Below are 19497 nucleotides of genomic sequence, written 5' to 3' on the forward strand. Positions count from 1 at the left end.
CAGTTTGTTTGGTTAATTTAATAGGCAAGATTAGGACTTAGCCATCTTTCTACTTCTTCTACAGGCATGTCTTTTCTGATTGCATAATCATCAATCTGGTCTTTGGTTATTTTACCAAGTCCAAAATATCTTGATTGCGGATGGGCAAAGTAGAAACCGCTTACCGCTGCGGTAGGGTGCATCGCATAGCTTTCAGTTAAATGCAAGCCAATTCTGTTCTCGGCATCGAGCAATTCGAACAAAGTGCCTTTTTCGGTATGCTCCGGACAAGCAGGGTAACCCGGTGCCGGACGAATACCTGCGTATTCCTCTTTAATCAGTGCCTCATTGTCCAGATTTTCATCCTTTGCATAACCCCAGTAATCCTTACGGACAAGCTCATGCATTTTCTCAGCAAAAGCCTCAGCAAGCCTATCGGCCAATGCCTTAGCCATAATACTGTTGTAGTCGTCATAGTTAGCCTCAAATTCAGCTACCATTTCATCACAACCAATACCTGTAGTAAGTGCGAAACCGCCAAAATAATCAGGCACACCAGTTTCCTGTTGTGCAATAAAATCCGAGAGCGCATAATATGGTTGTCCGGCAACTTTTTCAGCTTGTTGACGTAAAGTATGGATCACCACCTCTTTACCTTCCACATCAAGCACAATATCATCGCCTTTTGCATATGCAGGCCAGAAACCTATTACCGCTTTTGCAGTAAGTAATTTCTCGTCAACAATCTTTTTTAACAATGCTTTGGCGTCATTAAAAAGTTTTTTAGCCTCATCACCAACAACTTTATCCTCAAGGATACGCGGGTAACTACCACGCAGTTCCCAGGTTTGGAAAAAAGGAGTCCAGTCTATATAAGGCACAAGCTCTTCAAGAGGGTAATTTTCAAATACCCTGGTTCCTGTAAAAGAAGGAGCAGGAGCAACCAATGCGGTATCTATCTTAAAGTTATCCTTTCTGGCTTCTTCAATTGTTTTAAAACGTTTATCAGAGCGCTTATTTAAGTGCGCCTCACGTGCTTTATCATATTCCTCGCGAATACCCTGGATGTACTCATCGCGGGTATCTTTGTTCATTAAAGTACTACAAACCGTTACACTTCTCGAAGCATCAAGCACATGGATGGCTGGCCCCGAGTAGTTAGGCGCAACCTTAACCGCAGCATGAATCCTGGAGGTAGTAGCACCACCAATAATTAAAGGAATGGTAAAGCCTTCGCGCTCCATTTCTTTGGCGAAGTGTACCATTTCATCAAGCGAAGGGGTAATTAAACCACTTAAGCCAATAATATCAGCATTTATTTCTTTGGCTTTTTTAATGATTTCCTGTGCAGGAACCATTACGCCCATATCCACAATTTCGAAGTTATTACAAGCTAAAACTACACCTACAATGTTCTTTCCGATATCATGAACATCACCTTTTACAGTAGCCATTAATACCCTTCCGGCCGATGAATTCTGATCCTGATCCGGGTTATCCAGCTTTTCCTGCTCAATAAATGGCAACAGATAAGCCACGGCCTTTTTCATTACACGAGCAGATTTTACAACCTGCGGCAGGAACATTTTACCGGCCCCAAAAAGGTCACCCACAATGTTCATCCCGTCCATTAATGGACCTTCAATTACCTGAATGGGTCTCGCGTATTTCTGACGTGCTTCTTCAACATCAGCATCAAGGTATTCTATAATTCCCTTAACTAACGAATGAGAAAGTCTTTCTTCTACACTGGTTTTACGCCATTCCTCATCCCTGACAATCTCTTTTCCTTTAGATTTGATGGTGTCTGCAAATTCAACCAACCGCTCTGTAGCATCGTCTCTTCGGTTTAACAATACATCCTCTACAAGTACTAAAAGCTCTGGCGGAATTTCCTGATAAACCTCTAGCATTCCGGCATTTACAATCCCCATATCTAAACCAGCTTTGATGGCGTGGTATAAAAATGCAGAGTGCATCGCTTCCCTAACGGTATTATTACCTCTAAACGAGAAGGAGATGTTCGAAACACCACCACTTACTTTTGCATGGGGCAGGTTTTCTTTGATCCAGCGGGTAGCATTTATAAAATCTACCGCATAGTTGTTATGTTCTTCTAATCCGGTTGCAACGGTAAGGATGTTCGGGTCAAAGATGATGTCCTGAGGCGGAAAGCCAATTTCATCAACTAAAATATCATATGATCTTTTACAGATCTCTTTTCTTCTTTCAAAATTATCGGCCTGTCCCTGCTCATCAAATGCCATTACTACTATGGCAGCACCGTAGGTCATGATTTTGCGCGCACTTTCACGGAATTTGTCTTCGCCTTCTTTAAGAGAGATGGAGTTTACAATTCCTTTTCCCTGCAAGCATTTTAACCCGGCTTCTATAACCGTCCATTTAGACGAATCGACCATGATAGGCAACTTGGAAATATCAGGTTCAGACGCAATCAGGTTAAGGAATTTGGTCATAGAGGCTTCCGAATCAATCATCCCCTCATCCATATTCACATCGATAACCTGTGCACCACCCTCAACCTGCTGACGGGCAACGGCAAGTGCCGCTTCAAAATCTCCACCTAAAATGAGCTTAGAGAATTTTGGAGAACCGGTAATGTTTGTACGCTCACCAATGTTTACAAAAATACTCTCTGGAGTTATGGTAACCGGTTCCAATCCGCTTAAACGCAGATAAGGTTCTATCTGAGGTATTTTACGCGGTGCTACATTTTTTGCTTTTTCGGCTATGCAGCCGATATGCTCAGGTGTAGTTCCGCAACAACCACCTACAATATTTACAAAACCGTGCTGAATAAAATCTTCTACCAGATGAGCAGTTTCATGAGGCATTTCATCGTAAGCACCAAATTCATTTGGCAAACCCGCATTAGGATAGGCAGAAACATAGCAGCCTGCCTTAGCCGAAAGTTCTTCTATGTGCGGCCTCATGTCTTTTGCCCCCAAGGCGCAGTTGAAGCCTATACTTAATGGATTGGCGTGTATTACGGAATTTAAGAAAGCCTCGGCAGTTTGGCCTGATAAAGTTCTGCCGGAAGCATCAGTAATGGTTCCGGAGATCATAATCTCTATTTTACGGCCAATTACATTCTCATATTTTTTGATGGCAAATATGGCGGCCTTGGCATTTAAGGTGTCAAAAATGGTTTCAATTAAAAGCAGGTCTGAACCGCCATCAACCAGTCCGCGTATTTGTTCGTAATAAGCATCAACTAATTCATCGAAAGTGAGTGCCCTGAACCCTGGATCGTTTACATCCGGAGAAATAGATAGTGTTCTGTTAGTCGGGCCTACGGCACCGGCAACAAAACATTTTCTGTCGGGATTAGCCGCCATAAATTCATTAACTGCCTCTTTGGCTATTTTAGCCCCTTCAAAGCTCATCTCATAATCAAGCTCTTCCATCTGGTAATCGGCCAGTGAAATACGTTGGGTACTAAAGGTATTGGTCTCAATGATATCTGTACCGGCCTTTAAATATTCGGTATGAATTGCCTTAATGATATCTGGACGGGTAATGTTTAGTAAGTCGTTATTACCTTTTACATCACACGGGTGATCTTTGAACCGCTCGCCCCTGAAATCTTCTTCAGAAAGGACGTAACGTTGTATCATAGTGCCCATCGCACCATCAATGATCAGGATACGTTTTTCTAACTCTGCTCTAATGTCCATTTTTAATAGTAATATGAGTAGGTAATAAGCTAAAGTTGATAGAGGCTGTGCCTAAACAAGTGCCGAACTCATTACATACAAAGCTTATTCGAAAAGTCCGGTTTAGGTGTCGACTTTAACTTATCTTTCGGGAACCAATTGTTTGGCTCCAGTAGAATGTAGCACCTTGTAAGCACAGGTTGCTAAGACTTCGCAGGGTCTAATCCCTCCGTCTTTCTCTATAAGCATTACAAAGGTGCAACAAAGAAAAATCATTTCCAAAATTTCGGCCGTTAAAGCATATAAAATTGTATAGAGGAGACAATTAACTCAGAACTTCGAAACATTGTTTTGAAAACATCACAGTGTACAGCTGAATTTGAAAGCTTAAAATGTGTTTAAATTATAGAGATGGCAATCTGCCTATGAGAGATAAATATGTTGACAACGAAAAGGCGGGTGGGATCATAGTTCATGCTCCACCCGCCTTTAATATTTTTAAGAAACAGGTTGTTATTTTCTGCTTCCGAAGATTCTTAGTAGATATAAGAAGATGTTTATAAAGTCAAGGTAAAGAGATAAAGCGCCCATAATTGCCAGTTTCTTAGCGTCAGTTGCCGCCATTTGATCCCCATTTTCTTCAATACCCGCACCAATACGTTTCAGTTTCTGAACATCGTATGCTGTTAGAGCTGTAAAGATTGCTACTCCAAAGAAGCTCATTATGTAGCTAAAACGATCACTTCCAATAAACATGTTAATGATACCGGCAATGAATAAGCCTACTACACCTACCATTAATATTGGGCCAAATTTGCTTAAATCTACATCTGTGGTGTAACCTAAAACTGCCATTATTCCAAATATACCCGCTGCGGCAGCAAAACATGCTACAATTGAACCAGCGGTATAGATAAGTAATATAAAACTTAAACTAACACCTAATAGAACCGAAAATAGAACAAATACGCCTAATAAAGCACCATAAGACAGGCGGTTAAATCCTGTTCCCATTAAAATTACCAGACCAAGAGGCGCAAACATTGCGATATAACCTAGTATTGTTCTTTGTCCTGTTTCAAAATTAATTAATTGACTTAAAGCTGCAGGAGAAGTTGAAATAAGCAAAGCAGCTAATGTTGATAAACCAAGAGCTATAAACATCCATAAAAAAACATTCGCGAAGAATTTCTTGGCAACTTTACCAGTTAAGTCTTCTACAAAAACGGACTGTTGTGCCCAATCATTATTATTGTTATTATTCATGTGTTTTAAATTTATTTAAAGATACGAATTGTTTCATTCTAACAAAAGCTATGCCCCTAGCCTTTTTGTCAGGATTTCTTCAACTTTCTTGAAAAACTGAAGGGGTTTTAAGGTTCTCCATGCCATATCGTCAAGTTCGCCACCAAAATTGATGTAATAATCTATATTGCTGTTACGGAATTCATTGATTACATGTTCCTGGAAATTGATGCCTGTAATCCACCCATCTTCAACTTCCTGAAACCATTCTTCATAATAACTATCTTCAGAAGAATGGAAGTTCAGTACGTTTTCGCCTATCAGTATGAATTTATTTATGCCTTCGTCAATCATCAGTTCAATGATTTCACGTTTCAGAAGCATAATGTCGTTGCCGATGGCATCGTTCCACTCTCCAATAAGCTCTATGACTGCATAATTTCTATCGTAGTCAACATACAGTACTTTAAGATACATTGTACTTGATCCGAAATCATCCCATTGGGGATGTAACAGAAAATTGTACAGCTGCTTGTCGAAATAAAATTCCGAGTACTCAGTGTTGTAGAACGGAGAACGCTCATCTTCTGCCGCGATATAGTCATCACGCCATAGATAGTAAGGCTCTATTTCGTGCATGTCGGGTTATTTATGAGTAGATTCAACCGCTTTGCGGACACTTCCATAACGGATAAGCAGATCAGCAGCATGTTCATAATCTATATTCAGTTCGTCCATTACCATTTGTGTACCTCTGTCTACCAGTTTATGATTGGTTAGCTGCATGTCTACCATCTTGTTGCCTTTTACCCTGCCTAGTTTTATCATTACCGTAGTACTAAGCATGTTTAGAACCAGTTTTTGTGCAGTTCCAGACTTCATTCTGGTAGAACCTGTTAAAAATTCAGGACCAACTACTACCTCTACAGGGAAATCACTTTCAGCAGCTATCGGCCCCCCTTCGTTGCATACAATACAACCCGTTAAAATGCCATTTTTACGGGCAGTGTTTAGTCCGCCGATAACGTATGGCGTGGTTCCAGATGCGGCAAGACCAATTAAACAGTCGTTGGCATCAATTTTAAATTCCTGCAGATCTATCCATGCTTGCTGGTCATCATCTTCAGCATTTTCAACTGCTCTTCGTATGGCAGTGTCTCCGCCGGCAATAATTCCAACAACCCAATCAAACGGAACACCAAAGGTAGGAGGGCACTCTGAGGCATCAACAACACCCAGTCGGCCACTTGTGCCTGCACCGATGTAAAATAACCTTCCCCCGTTTATCATTCGCTCGGCAACAGCAGAAGCCAGTTTCTCTATCTGAGGAATTACTTTTTCCACAGCATAGGGAACTGTTTTGTCTTCATCATTTATGCCCTTTAGAATTTCAAGTACTGACATTTTATCAATATCGTTATACGTTGATTCTTGCTCGGTTACTCTTATCATTAGATTAATTTTTGTTAAAATTCGTGATTTTCTTGTTAAACCAGAAATAATAGGGGAAATCAATTCAAAATAAGGATTTCTTCTCAATTATAAAGTAATAGAAAAAATACTAAACAAATAAAAATCAAAGCGGTTAATTGATTATATAACAGTCTAATTTTGTACCTTTACGGTGCCTTTAGCCATGAAAAAGAATACCCGTTATAATCTCTTAATTGCCCTCACTTATTCAGTTACTTTAATAGGTGGGATGTTTTTTGGGTATAAGTTTCTGAAAGACCAGGGATATACCTTCCAAAAGACAACATATATAGCGGATAATAATGCGCAAAAGGTTGATGAAATTCTTCATATCATTAATAAAAACTATGTAGACGAGGTTAATGCCGATAGCTTAAATAACCTGCCTATTGATAGTTTATTGCATAAACTTGATCCTCATAGCATATATCTTCCACCAGAAAAAGCGAATGAATTTGCTGAATCATTAAATGGAAACTTTGAGGGCATAGGCATTGAATATTACATTTTAAATGACACCCTGCTGGTTACAAATGTAATTAAGGATGGCCCGGCATTTTTGGCCGGAATAAAACAGGGCGACAGAATTATTAAAATAGATACCATTTTTGTTAGTGGCAAGGCTTTGCCAAGAGAACAGATGATTGGTAAGATCAAGGGAAAAAAGGGTACTGCAGTAAAATTAACTATTGTGCATCCTGGCAGTAGCCTGGCAACTGTTTTTACGGTAAAACGCGATAGGGTACTGGTGAGTAGTATCGATGCGTCGTATATGCTTAACAGCGAAGTTGGTTATGTGAGGATCAGTAAATTTGGGTCAGATACTGATCGTGATTTTGTGGAATCTATAAAGTCGCTTAAATCTGAAGGGATGAAAAAGCTGGTACTTGATCTTCGGGACAACGGGGGAGGCTATTTAACGGCGGCAACGGGGCTGGCTAATCAAATTCTTGAGGAGAATAAATTAATTGTTTATACCGAAGGAAAACATGAGCCGCGCACAGATTATGTGGCCACAGGTGGAGGTGAGTTTGAAGATGGTAAACTAGTGGTGCTTATTAATGAAAACACGGCATCGGCCAGCGAAATTCTGGCGGGCGCGGTACAAGATCTAAACAGGGGGCTTATTATCGGTCGCCGTTCTTTTGGTAAAGGACTTGTTCAGGAGCAATTTCCTTTTGTAGATGGATCTGCATTGAATTTAACAATTGCACGTTATTATACTCCATCTGGCAGAAGTATTCAGAAATCGTATAAAGATGGCTATAAAGCTTATCAGGATGAGATAGAGAATCGTTTTAATGATGGAGAGCTTACTGCTTCGAAAAAAATTGTTAAAAAGGATAGTATAAAGGGCAGACTAGTAGGAGGTGGTATCCAGCCAGATATTTATGTAAAAATGGATACTATGGGTTATAACAAATGTTATACTATGCTGGCGTCTAAAAAGATATTGTTTGATTTTGTTTATGATGTTTTAGCCAGCAGATACTCTGCACCATTTATTGAGCAGAATCTGGCTACTTTTAATGTCAGTGAAGCAGACTATCGTGACCTGCTAAAGTATATTCAGAATCGTAATGTTGTTGTTGATCAGAAACAGCTGGCTTCGGCAAAACCACTGATCCTAAATGATATGAAGGTGCTTTTATGTAAGTATCACTTAGGTGATGCGGGTTATTATAAAGCGCTTAACCTAAGTGATGCTATGGTAAAACAGGCGTTAAATAGCTTGCAGTAAGCTTATTTCTGTCTGAAATAAATCTGGATTGGTACTCCGCTAAAATCAAAATGTTCACGAAGCTTATTCTCGATAAACCTTTTATAAGGTTCTTTAATGTATTGAGGTAAGTTACAGAAGAAAGCAAACATTGGTGATGTTCCATTGATCTGTGTGATGTATTTTATTTTGATGTACTTTCCTTTTAATGCAGGTGGCGGATAGTTTTCTATGATCGGCAACATTACATCGTTTAATTTAGATGTTGGGATTTTCTTGCCTCTGTTTTTATGTACTTCTAAAGCGGTTTCAATAGCCTGGAAAATACGTTGTTTAGTTACTACTGAAGTAAATACAATTGGCACATCAGTAAAAGGCTGCAATTTCTGACGAATCTGCTCTTCGAATGCTTTTACAGTTTTATTGTCTTTCTCTATTAAGTCCCATTTGTTTACAAGAATTACGATACCTTTCTTGTTTTTCTCTGCAAGGTGGAAAATATTCACGTCCTGCGATTCTAAACCTTCGGTTGCATCAACCATTAAGATCACCACATCGGCTTCTTCTAAGGCTTTAATTGTACGCATTACAGAATAAAACTCAATGTTCTCTTTTACCTTGGTTTTTTTACGTAAACCGGCAGTATCGATAAACATGAATTCATGTCCAAACTGATTATAATGAATGTGTATAGAGTCTCTGGTTGTACCTGCAATTGGAGTAACAATGTTTCTGTCTTTACCAATCAGTGCATTGATTAAAGAAGATTTACCAACGTTTGGTCTACCTACGATTGTGATTTTAGGAAGCGTGTTTTCTTCTTCAGGAAGATCTTCAAAGTTTTTGATCACATCATCAAGAAGATCACCTGTTCCTGATCCTGTCATAGACGAGATAGGGTAGATTTCGCCAAGGCCAAATCCGTAAAACACCGCAGCTTCGTTTTGTAGTTGTGTATTATCAACCTTGTTTACTACTGTAAATACAGGTTTTTTACTTCTTCTAAGTAATTGCGCTATTTCGTCGTCAAGATCTGTAATGCCTGTGGTTACGTCAACCATAAACAATAATACACTTGCTTCTTCAATAGCGATAACCACTTGCTCGCGGATAGCTGCTTCAAAAACATCTTCAGAGTTTGCTACGTAACCACCAGTATCAATTACAGTGAATTGTTTGTCAGTCCATTCAGCTGAACCGTAGTGACGGTCGCGGGTTACGCCGCTAAAATCATCGACAATGGCTTTACGACTTTCTGTTAAGCGGTTAAAGAGGGTAGATTTGCCTACGTTTGGTCTTCCGACGATTGCGATAATATTGCTCATATTGTGTTGTGAATTGTATTAATTATTAAGGGGTTGCAAAGGTAAGCTTAATTTTCGTACCCGAAACTTTTTAAGTAGTTCTTTTTACTGCGCCAGTCTGGAATTACTTTTACAAAGGTTTCAAGAAATACTTTCTGATCCAAAAATTTCTCAATATCCTTACGTGCTTCAGTTCCTACCTTTTTAAGACTTGCACCTCCTTTGCCTATCAGTATGTTTTTTTGAGAATCGCGTTCTACTATAATTTCAGCACTGATTTTGGTGATATTTTCTTCTTCTTTAAAGGCAGTAATAACTACTTCCGTACTGTAGGGTATTTCTTTTTGATAGTTGTTAAAGATCTTTTCTCTGATGATCTCAGATACAAAGAATCTTTGGTTACGATCTGTAAGGTCTTCTTTATCATAAAACGGCGCATGTTCCGGTAAATGATCTAATATCATGGTAAGGATGCCTTCCAGGTTGTATTGATGAAGTGCTGAGATGGCATATATGTGCTTTGGATTTAATTTTTCCTGCCAGTATGCTGACTTTTCTTCTACCTGTTCCTGGGTTGCATTGTCGATCTTGTTGATTAACACAATCATTGGAATAGTAGTATTGATGATTTTCTCTAATACATCATTCTCGTCGTGCTGCTCGTTAATGTCGGTAACAAACAGGATTAGATCTGCATCAGTTAGTGCTCCTTTTACGGAACTCATCATAGAATCCTGCAGACCATATCGAGGTTTTATGATGCCCGGCGTGTCAGAAAAAACTATTTGATAATCTTCTTCATTAACAATTCCTAAAATACGGTGGCGGGTTGTTTGGGCTTTCGGAGTGATGATCGAAAGTTTTTCGCCCACCAGGGCATTCATTAAGGTAGATTTACCCACATTGGGCTTACCTATGATACTTACAAAACCTGCTTTATGCGACATAAAAATATTTTTTGAAATAAATTTGCACCGCAAAGAAACGAATTATATCTTTGCATTCCAATTCGGAAGAAGAGTTAAGGATTTAGCAAAAACTACCAAATTGTATATAGTGCGGGGTGGAGCAGTTGGTAGCTCGTCGGGCTCATAACCCGAAGGTCATCAGTTCGAGTCTGGTCCCCGCTACCAAAAGATTCGCAGTTTTAATTAAAACTGTGGCAATCAAAATGGCCCGTTCGTCTAGGGGTGAGGACGCCAGATTTTCATTCTGGAAACAGGGGTTCGATTCCCCTACGGGCTACAGCGACCGCTTTAAAAAAATGAGCGGTTTTTTTATTAAGAAAGACATAGTGCGGGGTGGAGCAGTTGGTAGCTCGTCGGGCTCATAACCCGAAGGTCATCAGTTCGAGTCTGGTCCCCGCTACCAAAAGGTTCGCAGCTTTAATAAAGCTGAGGCAACCAAATGGCCCGTTCGTCTAGGGGTGAGGACGCCAGATTTTCATTCTGGAAACAGGGGTTCGATTCCCCTACGGGCTACTAAAAGCGATCAGAAACGATCGCTTTTGTCGTTTTCATCCATTTCATGGAACAGGGGGATCGTGCCGATAACTATCGGACGGAACTCCTACGGGCTTCGGAAAGCGATCAGATTTGGTCGTGTTTTCGGATAAGAACTGCAAGAATTTCATTCTGGATCCTTCAAGACGGACGATTATCCTACTATTTACGATTTATTTACAAAGTTTACATTTTTATTTACAATCCGAACCACTCGACCCGCAAAATATCAAAGTAGATTCGCTGAATCAATTTGAAAAAATATGAAAAATAAAAAAAATGTCACCTATGCGATGATCTTCGTATTGGTTGTAGTAAGCGGGCTAGTATTTGCCAATCGTAACATTAAAACTGAAACCGGTCGGTCTTCAGAACCGTTGTCCATTGCAAACAAGAAAGTCGCACTGGATCCCAGGAAACAATGGGAGGGAACTCCTGACGGTATAAAATATAAGGTATGGGAGGCATCTCCTGAAGGCAAAAAGGTGAGGGGCAGTCATGATAAAATAAAGGGCTACATCGAGTCTTTCGCGAATATGGAGGCCGTGGTCACCTCTGTTACTTTTCATCGTGAAAATGCAAAATCAGGAGGGCCAAAATGGCTTATCGTGAAGATTGATGGTGAACAATACATGATGCAATTTACTCCTAAAGAGTTTCAGCCGTTAACTAGCCTGAAAGTGAATGACAAAATAACTGTAAAAAGCCGCAGCGCAGGGAATTCGCCAAGTCATCCCTATTTGATTGTATCAGGGGATTATATTGAGCAAAATGGTAAGGTACTTTTTAAACGTGATTTCAGTAAAAGTGACCGTTGCTAAGAGGTAGTTGCAATAGCTAGATCATCTTCGATGTTCGCCAAATGCATTAAATCGTCCTGAACGGTGTTCAACAAATGTAACGCTTGGACGACAAGTCTCGGTGTTTAATCAACATCGAGGCTTTTCCCATTCAAGACTCCTTCCGCATGCTTTGTTTAACTTTTTCCCTGTGCTGCTCCCCCCAGCTACTTAGTTCAGCCAACACATTTTTTAAGGTCAGGCTATAACTGGTCGCCTCGTAAACAATACTTACCGGTTGGGTAGGATACACATTCCGCTTGATGAAGTCATTCAATTCCAAATCTTTTAATTCTTTAGCTAGGACCTTGGAGGAGATTCCGGAGACTTCATTCTGAATTTCATTGAAACGCTTGGATGATTGTACAAGTGAAAGGATCAAAGCCAACTTCCATTTCCCATTTAGCACATAGAGGGCGTCAAGAACATTTCTAAGTGAGCCCGCGCATTCTGTCTTGCTTGGTATCGGCTGATTTTTAATGACTTTCATAATCGCAAAGATAATCACTTACCCCGATGTAAGCGCTTACCTTTGGGTAACGACTAACTTTTTATCACCTCCTAGCCCTAGCTTTGCCCTTGATAATTAATCAATTTTATGAAACATATCCTTCATTTAAAATCAAGTATACAAGGTGCGACGTCGTACAGTATTAAATTAGGTCATGCCATTGTTGAAGAAATTCAGGAAAAGTATCCGGGTAGCATTGTTGAAGAGTTAAATCTGGTCGATATTGAAATACCACATCTCAAACCTGAAGTCCTCCGTGCATTCTTTATTCCCAGCGATGAGCTGACCAAAGAAGAAAAGGAATCTATCCTGCTTTCTGATCATTTAGTTAAACAATTATTCGCTGCAGACATCATTGTAATTGGGGCACCACTGATTAACTTTACTATTCATTCAGCACTAAAGGCATGGATTGATCATATTACCAGGGCAGGAATAACTTTTGGATATGGTGAAAACGGCCCTATCGGAAAGGTTACAGGGAAAAAAGTTTATGTAGCTATGTCATCCGGTGGCGTTTATTCAGAGGGACCAGGGAAAGCCAACGACTTTGTTGCCCCCTATCTGAAGGCTTTTCTTGGGTTTTTAGGTATGACAGATCTTACCGTATTCCGTGCGGAAGGACTAAAAGTGCCAGGAATTAAAGATTATGCTTTGGATAGAGCAATTAAAAGTATAAAGATTAATTAAGAGTATAAAGACTAGCAGTAATCTTATGGTTACTGCTTTTTTTTATGACCGATTTTCTGATTCTCGTTTTAAATACCTAATATCCAGGTCACATCAAAAGCATCAGTTACTTCAATTAGCACCTGTTCTTCATAATTCCTGTACGATAGGCCCCTGTGGCCAGATTTTATTTTCTCAATAAGTATTTTCCTATCATCTGTATTTTTACAACGTAAAAAGATAGAAAGATAATTCCCTATTTTTCTTCCTTCGTTGTGGACCAGATCCGAACCGTGAATAACTATACTATCAGAAACTAACGAGCCACTAATGACCGGTTTTTCTGTAAAACCCTGTAATTCCCTATCAAATGTTTCAAAATGCAGGGTTCCGCCAAAGCAGGTTTGGTAAAATGTGAGTGCCCTTTTACAATTCCCGGAAAATGTGATAAAGATTCCACTTATTAATTTATTGCTATTCTTAACTAACATCCTATACTGAATTATGCGTCGGGAATTTTTATTGGGAGGGAAAAAGCCTGGAATACCTTCTCCAGGCTTGCCATAATTACCCGATGTAATGAAACCATATTATCTTTCATTTTTTTAAAGCATAATTGATCAATCAATTATTTCTTTTTTGTAATTGCTTTCTCCTCATTCTCCTTTTTCCTGAATGCCACAATTCTTTTAATTAGCTTTTCAGGAAGCGGTTTATCTATTGGAAATTGGATAACAGCCTTGCTTGTTTTGTACCCTTCCAGATCAGTCTTAAAATGTGCCCAAAAGGCTTCACTAAAGGGGTTCGATAATGAGATGTGATTAGGAAATGCACAATAGTATATCAGGTAACCATTGTATTTAATACAAGGTATTTGATAACTGATAGTTTCCTCTGCATCTGGTACTACTTCATGAATAGTTTTCCTGATCTTTTGCATTCTTTCGAGCGCTTCGCCACTAAATGCGAGATGGTACTCATCAATCGACTGATAATTTGTTTTAGCCATTGTTCTGAATTTTATTATTATAGATGTAAGAAACCGCGAGGATGCCCAGTACTATTAGTGGCAGTAGCATAAACGCGATATTTTGATCTACACAGGCATGACTGATGAAAGCATAGATTAAACTAAAGGCAAGCCCAGCATATGCCCATTCCTTTAACTTCCCCTGGATTTTAGGCAAAGAGATTGCTATAATTCCAAGTACCTTGCAATATATAAGCGTATAAGCAAAGTAATCGGGATAGCCTAAAGGTTTTGTACCTGCATTTACATATTCCGGTGCAAATAGCACTGTACCCAGTGGCATTACACCTTCCCAAAGTATGAGGATTGATGTAGCCACCCAAAAGATTATTTTATTCTTTTTCATTTTGTTTAATTTTATTATTACTAATTATTTGCTCTCTACGTATTTCACAAAATTGTTTAAAATAGCCTGCCAACCTTGTTTCTGAAATTCAGGGTCGTTCTCAGTTTCCGGATCAAAAGTTGTTGCAAGTGTGGTTTTACCGTTTTTCTCTGTAAATAATGTTGTCGCAGTTCTGCCGTCAGCCATGGTATAAGCTATTTCTTTATACAATTCAACCTTGTCATAAGTGCCTTCAAAATCAAAACCGAAACTGCCATCTTTAGCTTCCATTCTATTTTTAAACTTTCCGTTTATGCGGAGATCGTTTTCGCTGCTTGGCGTATGCCAGCTTGGGTCAGGGGTGTTCCATTGGATAATGTCGGCTGGTGTATTCCAAGCCTTCCATACTTTTTCTACGGGAGCATTCACTGTTGCTTCTACCGTAATTTTTGTTTGTTCTGCCATCATTTTTATTTTTAGTAATTGATTACATTACAAAGATGCTACAGACTCCGAAACCTGGTCTATTGTAAAAACGACAAATTAGAGGTGAATTACGACAAAAGTATATACCTTTAGTTAAGTCAAAATTATATGCAAGTTTCAGTTTTCGTTCCACAGTATGGAGTAATAGAAGCTATTACCCCAGCATTCAGGACCTTTAACACGGCCAATGAATTTTTAACGACATTTGGTAAAAAGCCCATTTTCAAAGTAGAGTATGTAGGCTTAAATGAATATGTGCCTGCCAACAACGGCGAATACACCGTAAAAACAGACAGGCTGCTCAAAGATGTTGCCCATACCGACCTGCTCATTATACCACCCACTTTTGGAGACACTAACGCAGGCATCCAAGCTAATGCGGAAGCAATACCGTACTTCAAAAAGCTTCATCAAAGCGGCTCCAGCCTTGCAAGTTTATGTATAGGTGCTTTTTTGCTTGCAGAAACAGGCTTGCTAGATGGAAAAAAATGCTCTACCCATTGGGCACATATAAGCGAGTTTAGAGAGAAATATCCACAAGTAGAAGTAGAAGATGGTGCGATCATTACCGAACACAATAACATCTATAGTAGCGGTGGCGCAAGTAGTTTGTGGAATTTGATCTTGTACCTGGTAGAAAAGTTTTCGGACAGAGAAACGGCTGTGATGATCTCCAAATATTTTGCTTTAGATATAGGTAGAGACAGCCAGTCGCAGTTTGCCATTTTCAAAGGACAGAAAAACCATGGTGATGCAGACATTCAAAAGGTACAGAGTTATATTGAGATAAATTATGAAGACAAAATAAGTATTGAAGATTTGGTGAACCTTACAAATGTTGGACGAAGAACTTTTGAACGAAGGTTTAAGGATGCAACAACTAACACACCAATGGAGTACATACAACGGGTAAGAATAGAAGCTGCCAAGAAGTTTTTTGAAGCTTCAAGAAAGAATGTGACAGAAGTAATGTATGGTGTAGGTTATACCGATACCAAAGCATTCAGGGATATTTTCAGGAAGATAACAGGCCTCACTCCAATAGAGTACAGAAATAAGTTTGCAAAGGTTGCGAATGAGGTATAATTACCTTTTTAGTAAAGTTGAACTAATACCTTACTTCCCAGACATGTGTACCAGATTTAACATCTCTGACTACCCAAAACTTGCCGTCTGATATTGCTTTTAATGATCTTCCGTCTTTGATTATCTTGTCATTTTCTGTTTCTTTTGGCAAATAAACTACTCCTGTGGTATTGGGTGGAATAAGGGTTTTTAATTGAAACTGTGCTGTGGTTTTAGTAAAAGCAACATTGATTTTTCCATGTAAGGTGGATAACTGGAGCTCGGCGGAGTGAAGTGTGCCGGGCTGGGGTTTTATTTGTATGGTTCCGAAAGCAGGCGTTAACGGTTCGACTCCCATAAGTTTCCTGACAATAATATTAGCAGGAGCAGCACCCCAGGCATGATTCCAGTCCTGATTGTTTTTGTAATCCGTGTCCCAGGCTTCTGTTGTCATGGTTGAACCAGAACGGAGCATATTATGCCAGCTACGTTTGTCGGTTGAGGTTAACAACTGTAACCCGTATTCTGCTTCATTTGCATTATAAAGTGCATCCAACAGAAACTGTGTTCCATAAACGCTGCAGGCCATTCCTCTTGAGCGGATGTGGGCTATTACTTTTGCCTTGTTCTCAATTGGTACCAGGTTAAAAGCAAGGGCAAGCATATTAGCATGTAAGGAGCTGTGCATGGTATCCTCACCATCTTTTATCGTTCCTGTGTCCGGGTTTATAAAATTATGTTGAAAGGCCTGTTTTACTTTGTTGGCTTGCTGCCTGTAAAATGTAGCATCTGCTTTTTCTCCTAATGCCAGGGCCAGATCCCTCATGCAAATCAATGCTTGATAATGAAAGGCATTTACTACGGCATTATAGTCTGTAAAAACAAAACCATCCGTTTCGCCAGGATAGGAGGGTGGCAATCCAAAACCTCCTTTTTGCGGCCAATCTACAATGTCTTTAAGTACCTTTTCGCCATTAAAGGTAGAAAAATGGATGGATTTGGTAAAGCTACTATCTTGCTTGCCAGTTCTTGTACTGATTAGGCCATCAGGCCTGGCAAGGGCAAGCAACAGTTTTGGTTTTAATTGAGGGTAAAGAAGCTTTACGGTCCTGATGTCGCCAGAATACAGGTAGTCATTCCAGGCAATCAGCAGGTTTTGTAATGACCATTCAGTTGGCCAGGTAGCATGATAAATCAGATAATCCAAAGATCTTTTAGCCATGTTAAATTCAGCATCGGAAGCATAGTGCGACAGCTGATTAATTAACGCATCAGCTTCGTAGGGAATCCGCTCACGGTCGCCATCAACGTACAAGCCTGTAAATGAGGTGGCTTTAATGGTGTGCTTAGAAAGATCCCATATTTGGTTTAAAAGGGTGTCGGAACTTTTAAATGATGAGGCTTGATCATTAAAAGGATAGTTTACAACATAACGTTGTACCTCAATTATTGCTTTATCATTCTTTTCAAGTTCCACATATCGGAAGGGAAGCACCTCCCCGATGTAATCTGGCATTAGTATGGCCTTAGATCCGGTGTTACGTTCGTCGGCTAAAAATTTAAGATCATAATTATGTTCTCCCTTTTGCAAGGCTAGCTTTAATAAACGGTAGCGGATGGTACCTCTGGGCTTTCTTTCGACGCGACCTGTGGCATCTATTGCTTCACCCACGTGGATTTGCAAGGTATCTCCATCAGCTGCTGATTTGATGCGCATTTTTAATTGAGCAAAGGCATCATTCCCAAAATCATATAAAGTGTTAAGATTGTTTAATTGCTTACTTAGAACCGGTTTTTCCAATGATTTTACAAGGGGTTGATGAGCAGTCTGATAGGGCTTTATTATACTGTCGGTAATAAAGGAGATGGGTTTTGAGTAATCACTTGGGGTTTGTTTATTATTCCAGACCTTTACTTTCCAGTAATAAACAGTATTTGGTTTAAGCTTCTGACCACGGTAAATGATTCCCGTCTGTTGGTTTTGAATAACTTTTTGTGAGTCCCAAAAATCTCCTTTATTCGCTTTAAGATTGTCTGGAGACGATGCCACAAGAATCCTATATGCGGTTTGGGAACTGCCATCTGAATTATCATTTACTACCCAGGAGAAATATGGGTTTTGATTGGCTATAAGTGCCACTTGATAGGTGGAGTCGGATTGCTTTGCTTCCTGAAGTGATAGCGCTGCCGGCACTCCGTTTTTCCATACTTTATCAGCATTCAGAAGCAAATCGACCCTCAAATCTGAAGGAGGATTAAGCGATTGTGCATTTGTTTTTAAGGAGGAGATTAATAAAACTATAGCGAGGAACAGATTGCTTAAAGGGTGCATATGGTTTACTTGGTTTTAACAATAATAAATAATTAATTTACAAAATGACCCATACTTTAGATAATCCCATCTACAATGCTTTAAATTCGGCTCATAGTGCTTTTTCGAGCGGTACAGATCAGGTAAAATATTACCTGGAAGATATTGCTTCATTTGCAGGTCTGAAGGATAATTCTAAGCTTGATTTTGAAGCGCTTTATGAAAACAGTGCCTTGGAAAGCCTGTTTATTGTTTTTACACCCGCTGCTGTCGATATTCCTGATCAGTGGAAAGTTATTGCACAAATTGATATGTTTCAGATGATCTATGAATCTAAAGAGATTCCGACAGGAACCGACATTGATTTTGTAGATTTGGATAAATCACACGTTAATCAGATGACGGCTCTTGTGGAGTTGACCCAACCAGGGCCATTTAGAGCAAGAACAATTGAGTTTGGAAATTATACAGGTGTATTTAGTGGTGATAATTTGATTGCCATGGCAGGGCACCGGCTCAATCCTACACCATATACTGAGATTAGTGCAGTGTGCACTCACCCGGATCATCTTGGTAAAGGTTATGCCTATCAGCTGCTTCGCGAGCAGATCAAAAGGATATTGAAGAAGTCGGAGATTCCTTTTTTACACGTTAGAAATGATAACTATGGTGCTATTATGCTGTACAAGAAGCTAGGGTTTGATATAAGGGCTGATATGTTTGCCTATGTTATAAAGAAGACAACAAATAAGAGCCTTTCTGACGATTAGAAAAACTCTTATTTGTTGCTTCAGTGTGTAACTATTTTTTAATGTATTTTAATAGTCTTTTGAATATCTCGGTGTTAGCATATACGCCTCTGAAATCATCTGAATGAGGGCCATAAGCAAACACCGGGACTGGAACAGCTGTATGGTCATTTGTAGAGAATTCGCCCAATACATAGCCTGATTGGATGTCGCCATCGAGAAGTGTTAAGCCTCCGGTTTCATGATCAGCAGTAACCACAATAAGTGTTTCGCCATTACTGTCTGCAAATTCAAGTGCTTTGCCAATTACTTTGTCAAAATCAAGGTTTTCGGTGATCACTTGCGAGACATTGTTTCTATGGCCACCGTAGTCTATTTGAGCGCCCTCAAGCATCATGAAAAGACCTTTTGGATCTTTGGCTAACTGTTGAGTAGCTTTTAAGAAGGCTTCGGTTAAGAATTCTCCGCGGCCCTCAATTTTTGGTCTTGTTTCATTATCGGGAACAAGTCCAACCAACTTGTCTGCATTGCTTTTTTTGAAATCTTCAAAAGTATAGGTCACGGTATAACCTTTCTTTTCTAATAATTCAACAGCCGTTGTACCGTTTAAGG

General features: G+C 39.6%; 18 protein-coding genes, 4 tRNA genes and 1 riboswitch. Of the genes, 9 read left to right on the plus strand and 13 right to left on the minus strand.

The window, feature by feature from the left end:
• Positions 1 to 17: 17 nt before the first annotated feature.
• The 4 genes from metH to murQ form a co-directional block, all read right to left on the minus strand.
• Positions 18 to 3677 (minus strand): methionine synthase, encoded by a 3660-nt coding sequence (gene metH, locus AC1DDX_RS00270; protein WP_288882694.1) that lies wholly within the window; start codon positions 3675 to 3677, stop codon positions 18 to 20.
• 117 nt (positions 3678 to 3794) lie between these two features.
• Positions 3795 to 3904, minus strand: a riboswitch (SAM riboswitch).
• Between the two features lie 265 nt (positions 3905 to 4169).
• A complete protein-coding gene (locus AC1DDX_RS00275; protein WP_172661914.1) occupies positions 4170 to 4922 on the minus strand; it encodes a Bax inhibitor-1/YccA family protein in 753 nt (250 codons plus the stop codon).
• Positions 4923 to 4970: 48 nt separating this feature from the next.
• Positions 4971 to 5540, minus strand: a complete 570-nt coding sequence (locus tag AC1DDX_RS00280; protein ID WP_172661913.1) for a hypothetical protein — start codon at positions 5538 to 5540, stop codon at positions 4971 to 4973.
• A gap of 6 nt (positions 5541 to 5546) precedes the next feature.
• Positions 5547 to 6353, minus strand: coding sequence for an N-acetylmuramic acid 6-phosphate etherase (gene murQ / locus AC1DDX_RS00285; RefSeq protein WP_172661912.1), 807 nt, complete (start codon positions 6351 to 6353; stop codon positions 5547 to 5549).
• Between the two features lie 184 nt (positions 6354 to 6537).
• Between murQ and AC1DDX_RS00290 the strand changes: the two genes are divergently transcribed.
• Entirely contained in the window at positions 6538 to 8115 is a 1578-nt protein-coding gene (locus tag AC1DDX_RS00290; protein WP_172661911.1) for a S41 family peptidase, read from the plus strand.
• Positions 8116 to 8117: 2 nt separating this feature from the next.
• Here AC1DDX_RS00290 and der read toward each other — a convergent pair whose 3' ends face one another.
• Positions 8118 to 9419, minus strand: coding sequence for a ribosome biogenesis GTPase Der (gene der / locus AC1DDX_RS00295; RefSeq protein ID WP_068887998.1), 1302 nt, complete (start codon positions 9417 to 9419; stop codon positions 8118 to 8120).
• Positions 9420 to 9466: 47 nt separating this feature from the next.
• Positions 9467 to 10345, minus strand: coding sequence for a GTPase Era (gene era / locus AC1DDX_RS00300; protein ID WP_048903657.1), 879 nt, complete (start codon positions 10343 to 10345; stop codon positions 9467 to 9469).
• Between the two features lie 110 nt (positions 10346 to 10455).
• Here era and AC1DDX_RS00305 point away from each other — a divergent pair.
• From AC1DDX_RS00305 to AC1DDX_RS00325, 5 genes are all read left to right on the plus strand, one after another.
• Positions 10456 to 10531: transfer RNA gene (locus AC1DDX_RS00305), tRNA-Met, on the plus strand.
• 40 nt (positions 10532 to 10571) lie between these two features.
• A tRNA-Glu gene (locus AC1DDX_RS00310) sits at positions 10572 to 10643 on the plus strand.
• 50 nt (positions 10644 to 10693) lie between these two features.
• Positions 10694 to 10769: transfer RNA gene (locus tag AC1DDX_RS00315), tRNA-Met, on the plus strand.
• Positions 10770 to 10807: 38 nt separating this feature from the next.
• Positions 10808 to 10879 (plus strand) — tRNA-Glu (locus tag AC1DDX_RS00320).
• Positions 10880 to 11163: 284 nt separating this feature from the next.
• The gene (locus AC1DDX_RS00325) at positions 11164 to 11721 is read left to right on the plus strand and encodes a hypothetical protein (protein ID WP_172661910.1); all 558 of its coding nucleotides are present in this window, start codon (positions 11164 to 11166) and stop codon (positions 11719 to 11721) included.
• Between the two features lie 130 nt (positions 11722 to 11851).
• On the opposite strand, the gene AC1DDX_RS00330 is transcribed toward AC1DDX_RS00325, so the two are convergent.
• Positions 11852 to 12229: a winged helix-turn-helix transcriptional regulator gene (locus AC1DDX_RS00330; protein ID WP_172661909.1), complete on the minus strand. Its 378-nt coding sequence runs from the start codon at positions 12227 to 12229 to the stop codon at positions 11852 to 11854.
• Positions 12230 to 12337: 108 nt separating this feature from the next.
• Here AC1DDX_RS00330 and AC1DDX_RS00335 point away from each other — a divergent pair, with 108 nt between their 5' ends.
• On the plus strand, positions 12338 to 12940 hold the full coding sequence (locus tag AC1DDX_RS00335) for an FMN-dependent NADH-azoreductase (RefSeq protein WP_172661908.1): 603 nt from the start codon (positions 12338 to 12340) through the stop codon (positions 12938 to 12940).
• 68 nt (positions 12941 to 13008) lie between these two features.
• Here the strand turns inward: AC1DDX_RS00335 and AC1DDX_RS00340 are convergent, their stop codons facing one another.
• The 4 genes from AC1DDX_RS00340 to AC1DDX_RS00355 all read right to left on the minus strand — a co-directional run bounded on the left by AC1DDX_RS00340 (position 13009) and on the right by AC1DDX_RS00355 (position 14739).
• A complete protein-coding gene (locus AC1DDX_RS00340; protein WP_172661907.1) occupies positions 13009 to 13410 on the minus strand; it encodes a VOC family protein in 402 nt (133 codons plus the stop codon).
• 137 nt (positions 13411 to 13547) lie between these two features.
• The gene (locus AC1DDX_RS00345) at positions 13548 to 13928 is read right to left on the minus strand and encodes an iron chaperone (RefSeq protein ID WP_172661906.1); all 381 of its coding nucleotides are present in this window, start codon (positions 13926 to 13928) and stop codon (positions 13548 to 13550) included.
• Positions 13921 to 14295, minus strand: a complete 375-nt coding sequence (locus AC1DDX_RS00350; protein ID WP_172661905.1) for a DoxX family protein — start codon at positions 14293 to 14295, stop codon at positions 13921 to 13923. The genes AC1DDX_RS00345 and AC1DDX_RS00350 overlap by 8 nt, the downstream gene beginning before the upstream one ends.
• Before the next feature lie 24 nt (positions 14296 to 14319).
• Positions 14320 to 14739 (minus strand): SRPBCC family protein, encoded by a 420-nt coding sequence (locus AC1DDX_RS00355; protein ID WP_288884153.1) that lies wholly within the window; start codon positions 14737 to 14739, stop codon positions 14320 to 14322.
• Between the two features lie 129 nt (positions 14740 to 14868).
• Here AC1DDX_RS00355 and AC1DDX_RS00360 point away from each other — a divergent pair, with 129 nt between their 5' ends.
• Complete coding sequence (locus tag AC1DDX_RS00360; RefSeq protein WP_172661903.1) at positions 14869 to 15846, plus strand: GlxA family transcriptional regulator; 978 nt, start codon at positions 14869 to 14871, stop codon at positions 15844 to 15846.
• A gap of 22 nt (positions 15847 to 15868) precedes the next feature.
• On the opposite strand, the gene AC1DDX_RS00365 is transcribed toward AC1DDX_RS00360, so the two are convergent.
• Positions 15869 to 18157: an alpha-L-rhamnosidase-related protein gene (locus tag AC1DDX_RS00365; RefSeq protein WP_337717869.1), complete on the minus strand. Its 2289-nt coding sequence runs from the start codon at positions 18155 to 18157 to the stop codon at positions 15869 to 15871.
• Positions 18158 to 18201: 44 nt separating this feature from the next.
• Here AC1DDX_RS00365 and AC1DDX_RS00370 point away from each other — a divergent pair, with 44 nt between their 5' ends.
• Positions 18202 to 18906 carry a GNAT family N-acetyltransferase gene (locus tag AC1DDX_RS00370; protein WP_172661901.1) on the plus strand — a complete coding sequence of 235 codons (705 nt, stop codon included), beginning with the start codon at positions 18202 to 18204 and terminating at the stop codon, positions 18904 to 18906.
• Between the two features lie 31 nt (positions 18907 to 18937).
• Here the strand turns inward: AC1DDX_RS00370 and AC1DDX_RS00375 are convergent.
• Positions 18938 to 19497: alkaline phosphatase (locus tag AC1DDX_RS00375; protein ID WP_477621700.1), on the minus strand; the 560-nt coding region annotated here is incomplete at its 5' end.

The organism is Pedobacter sp. 10L46_2 (genome assembly GCF_056395165.1).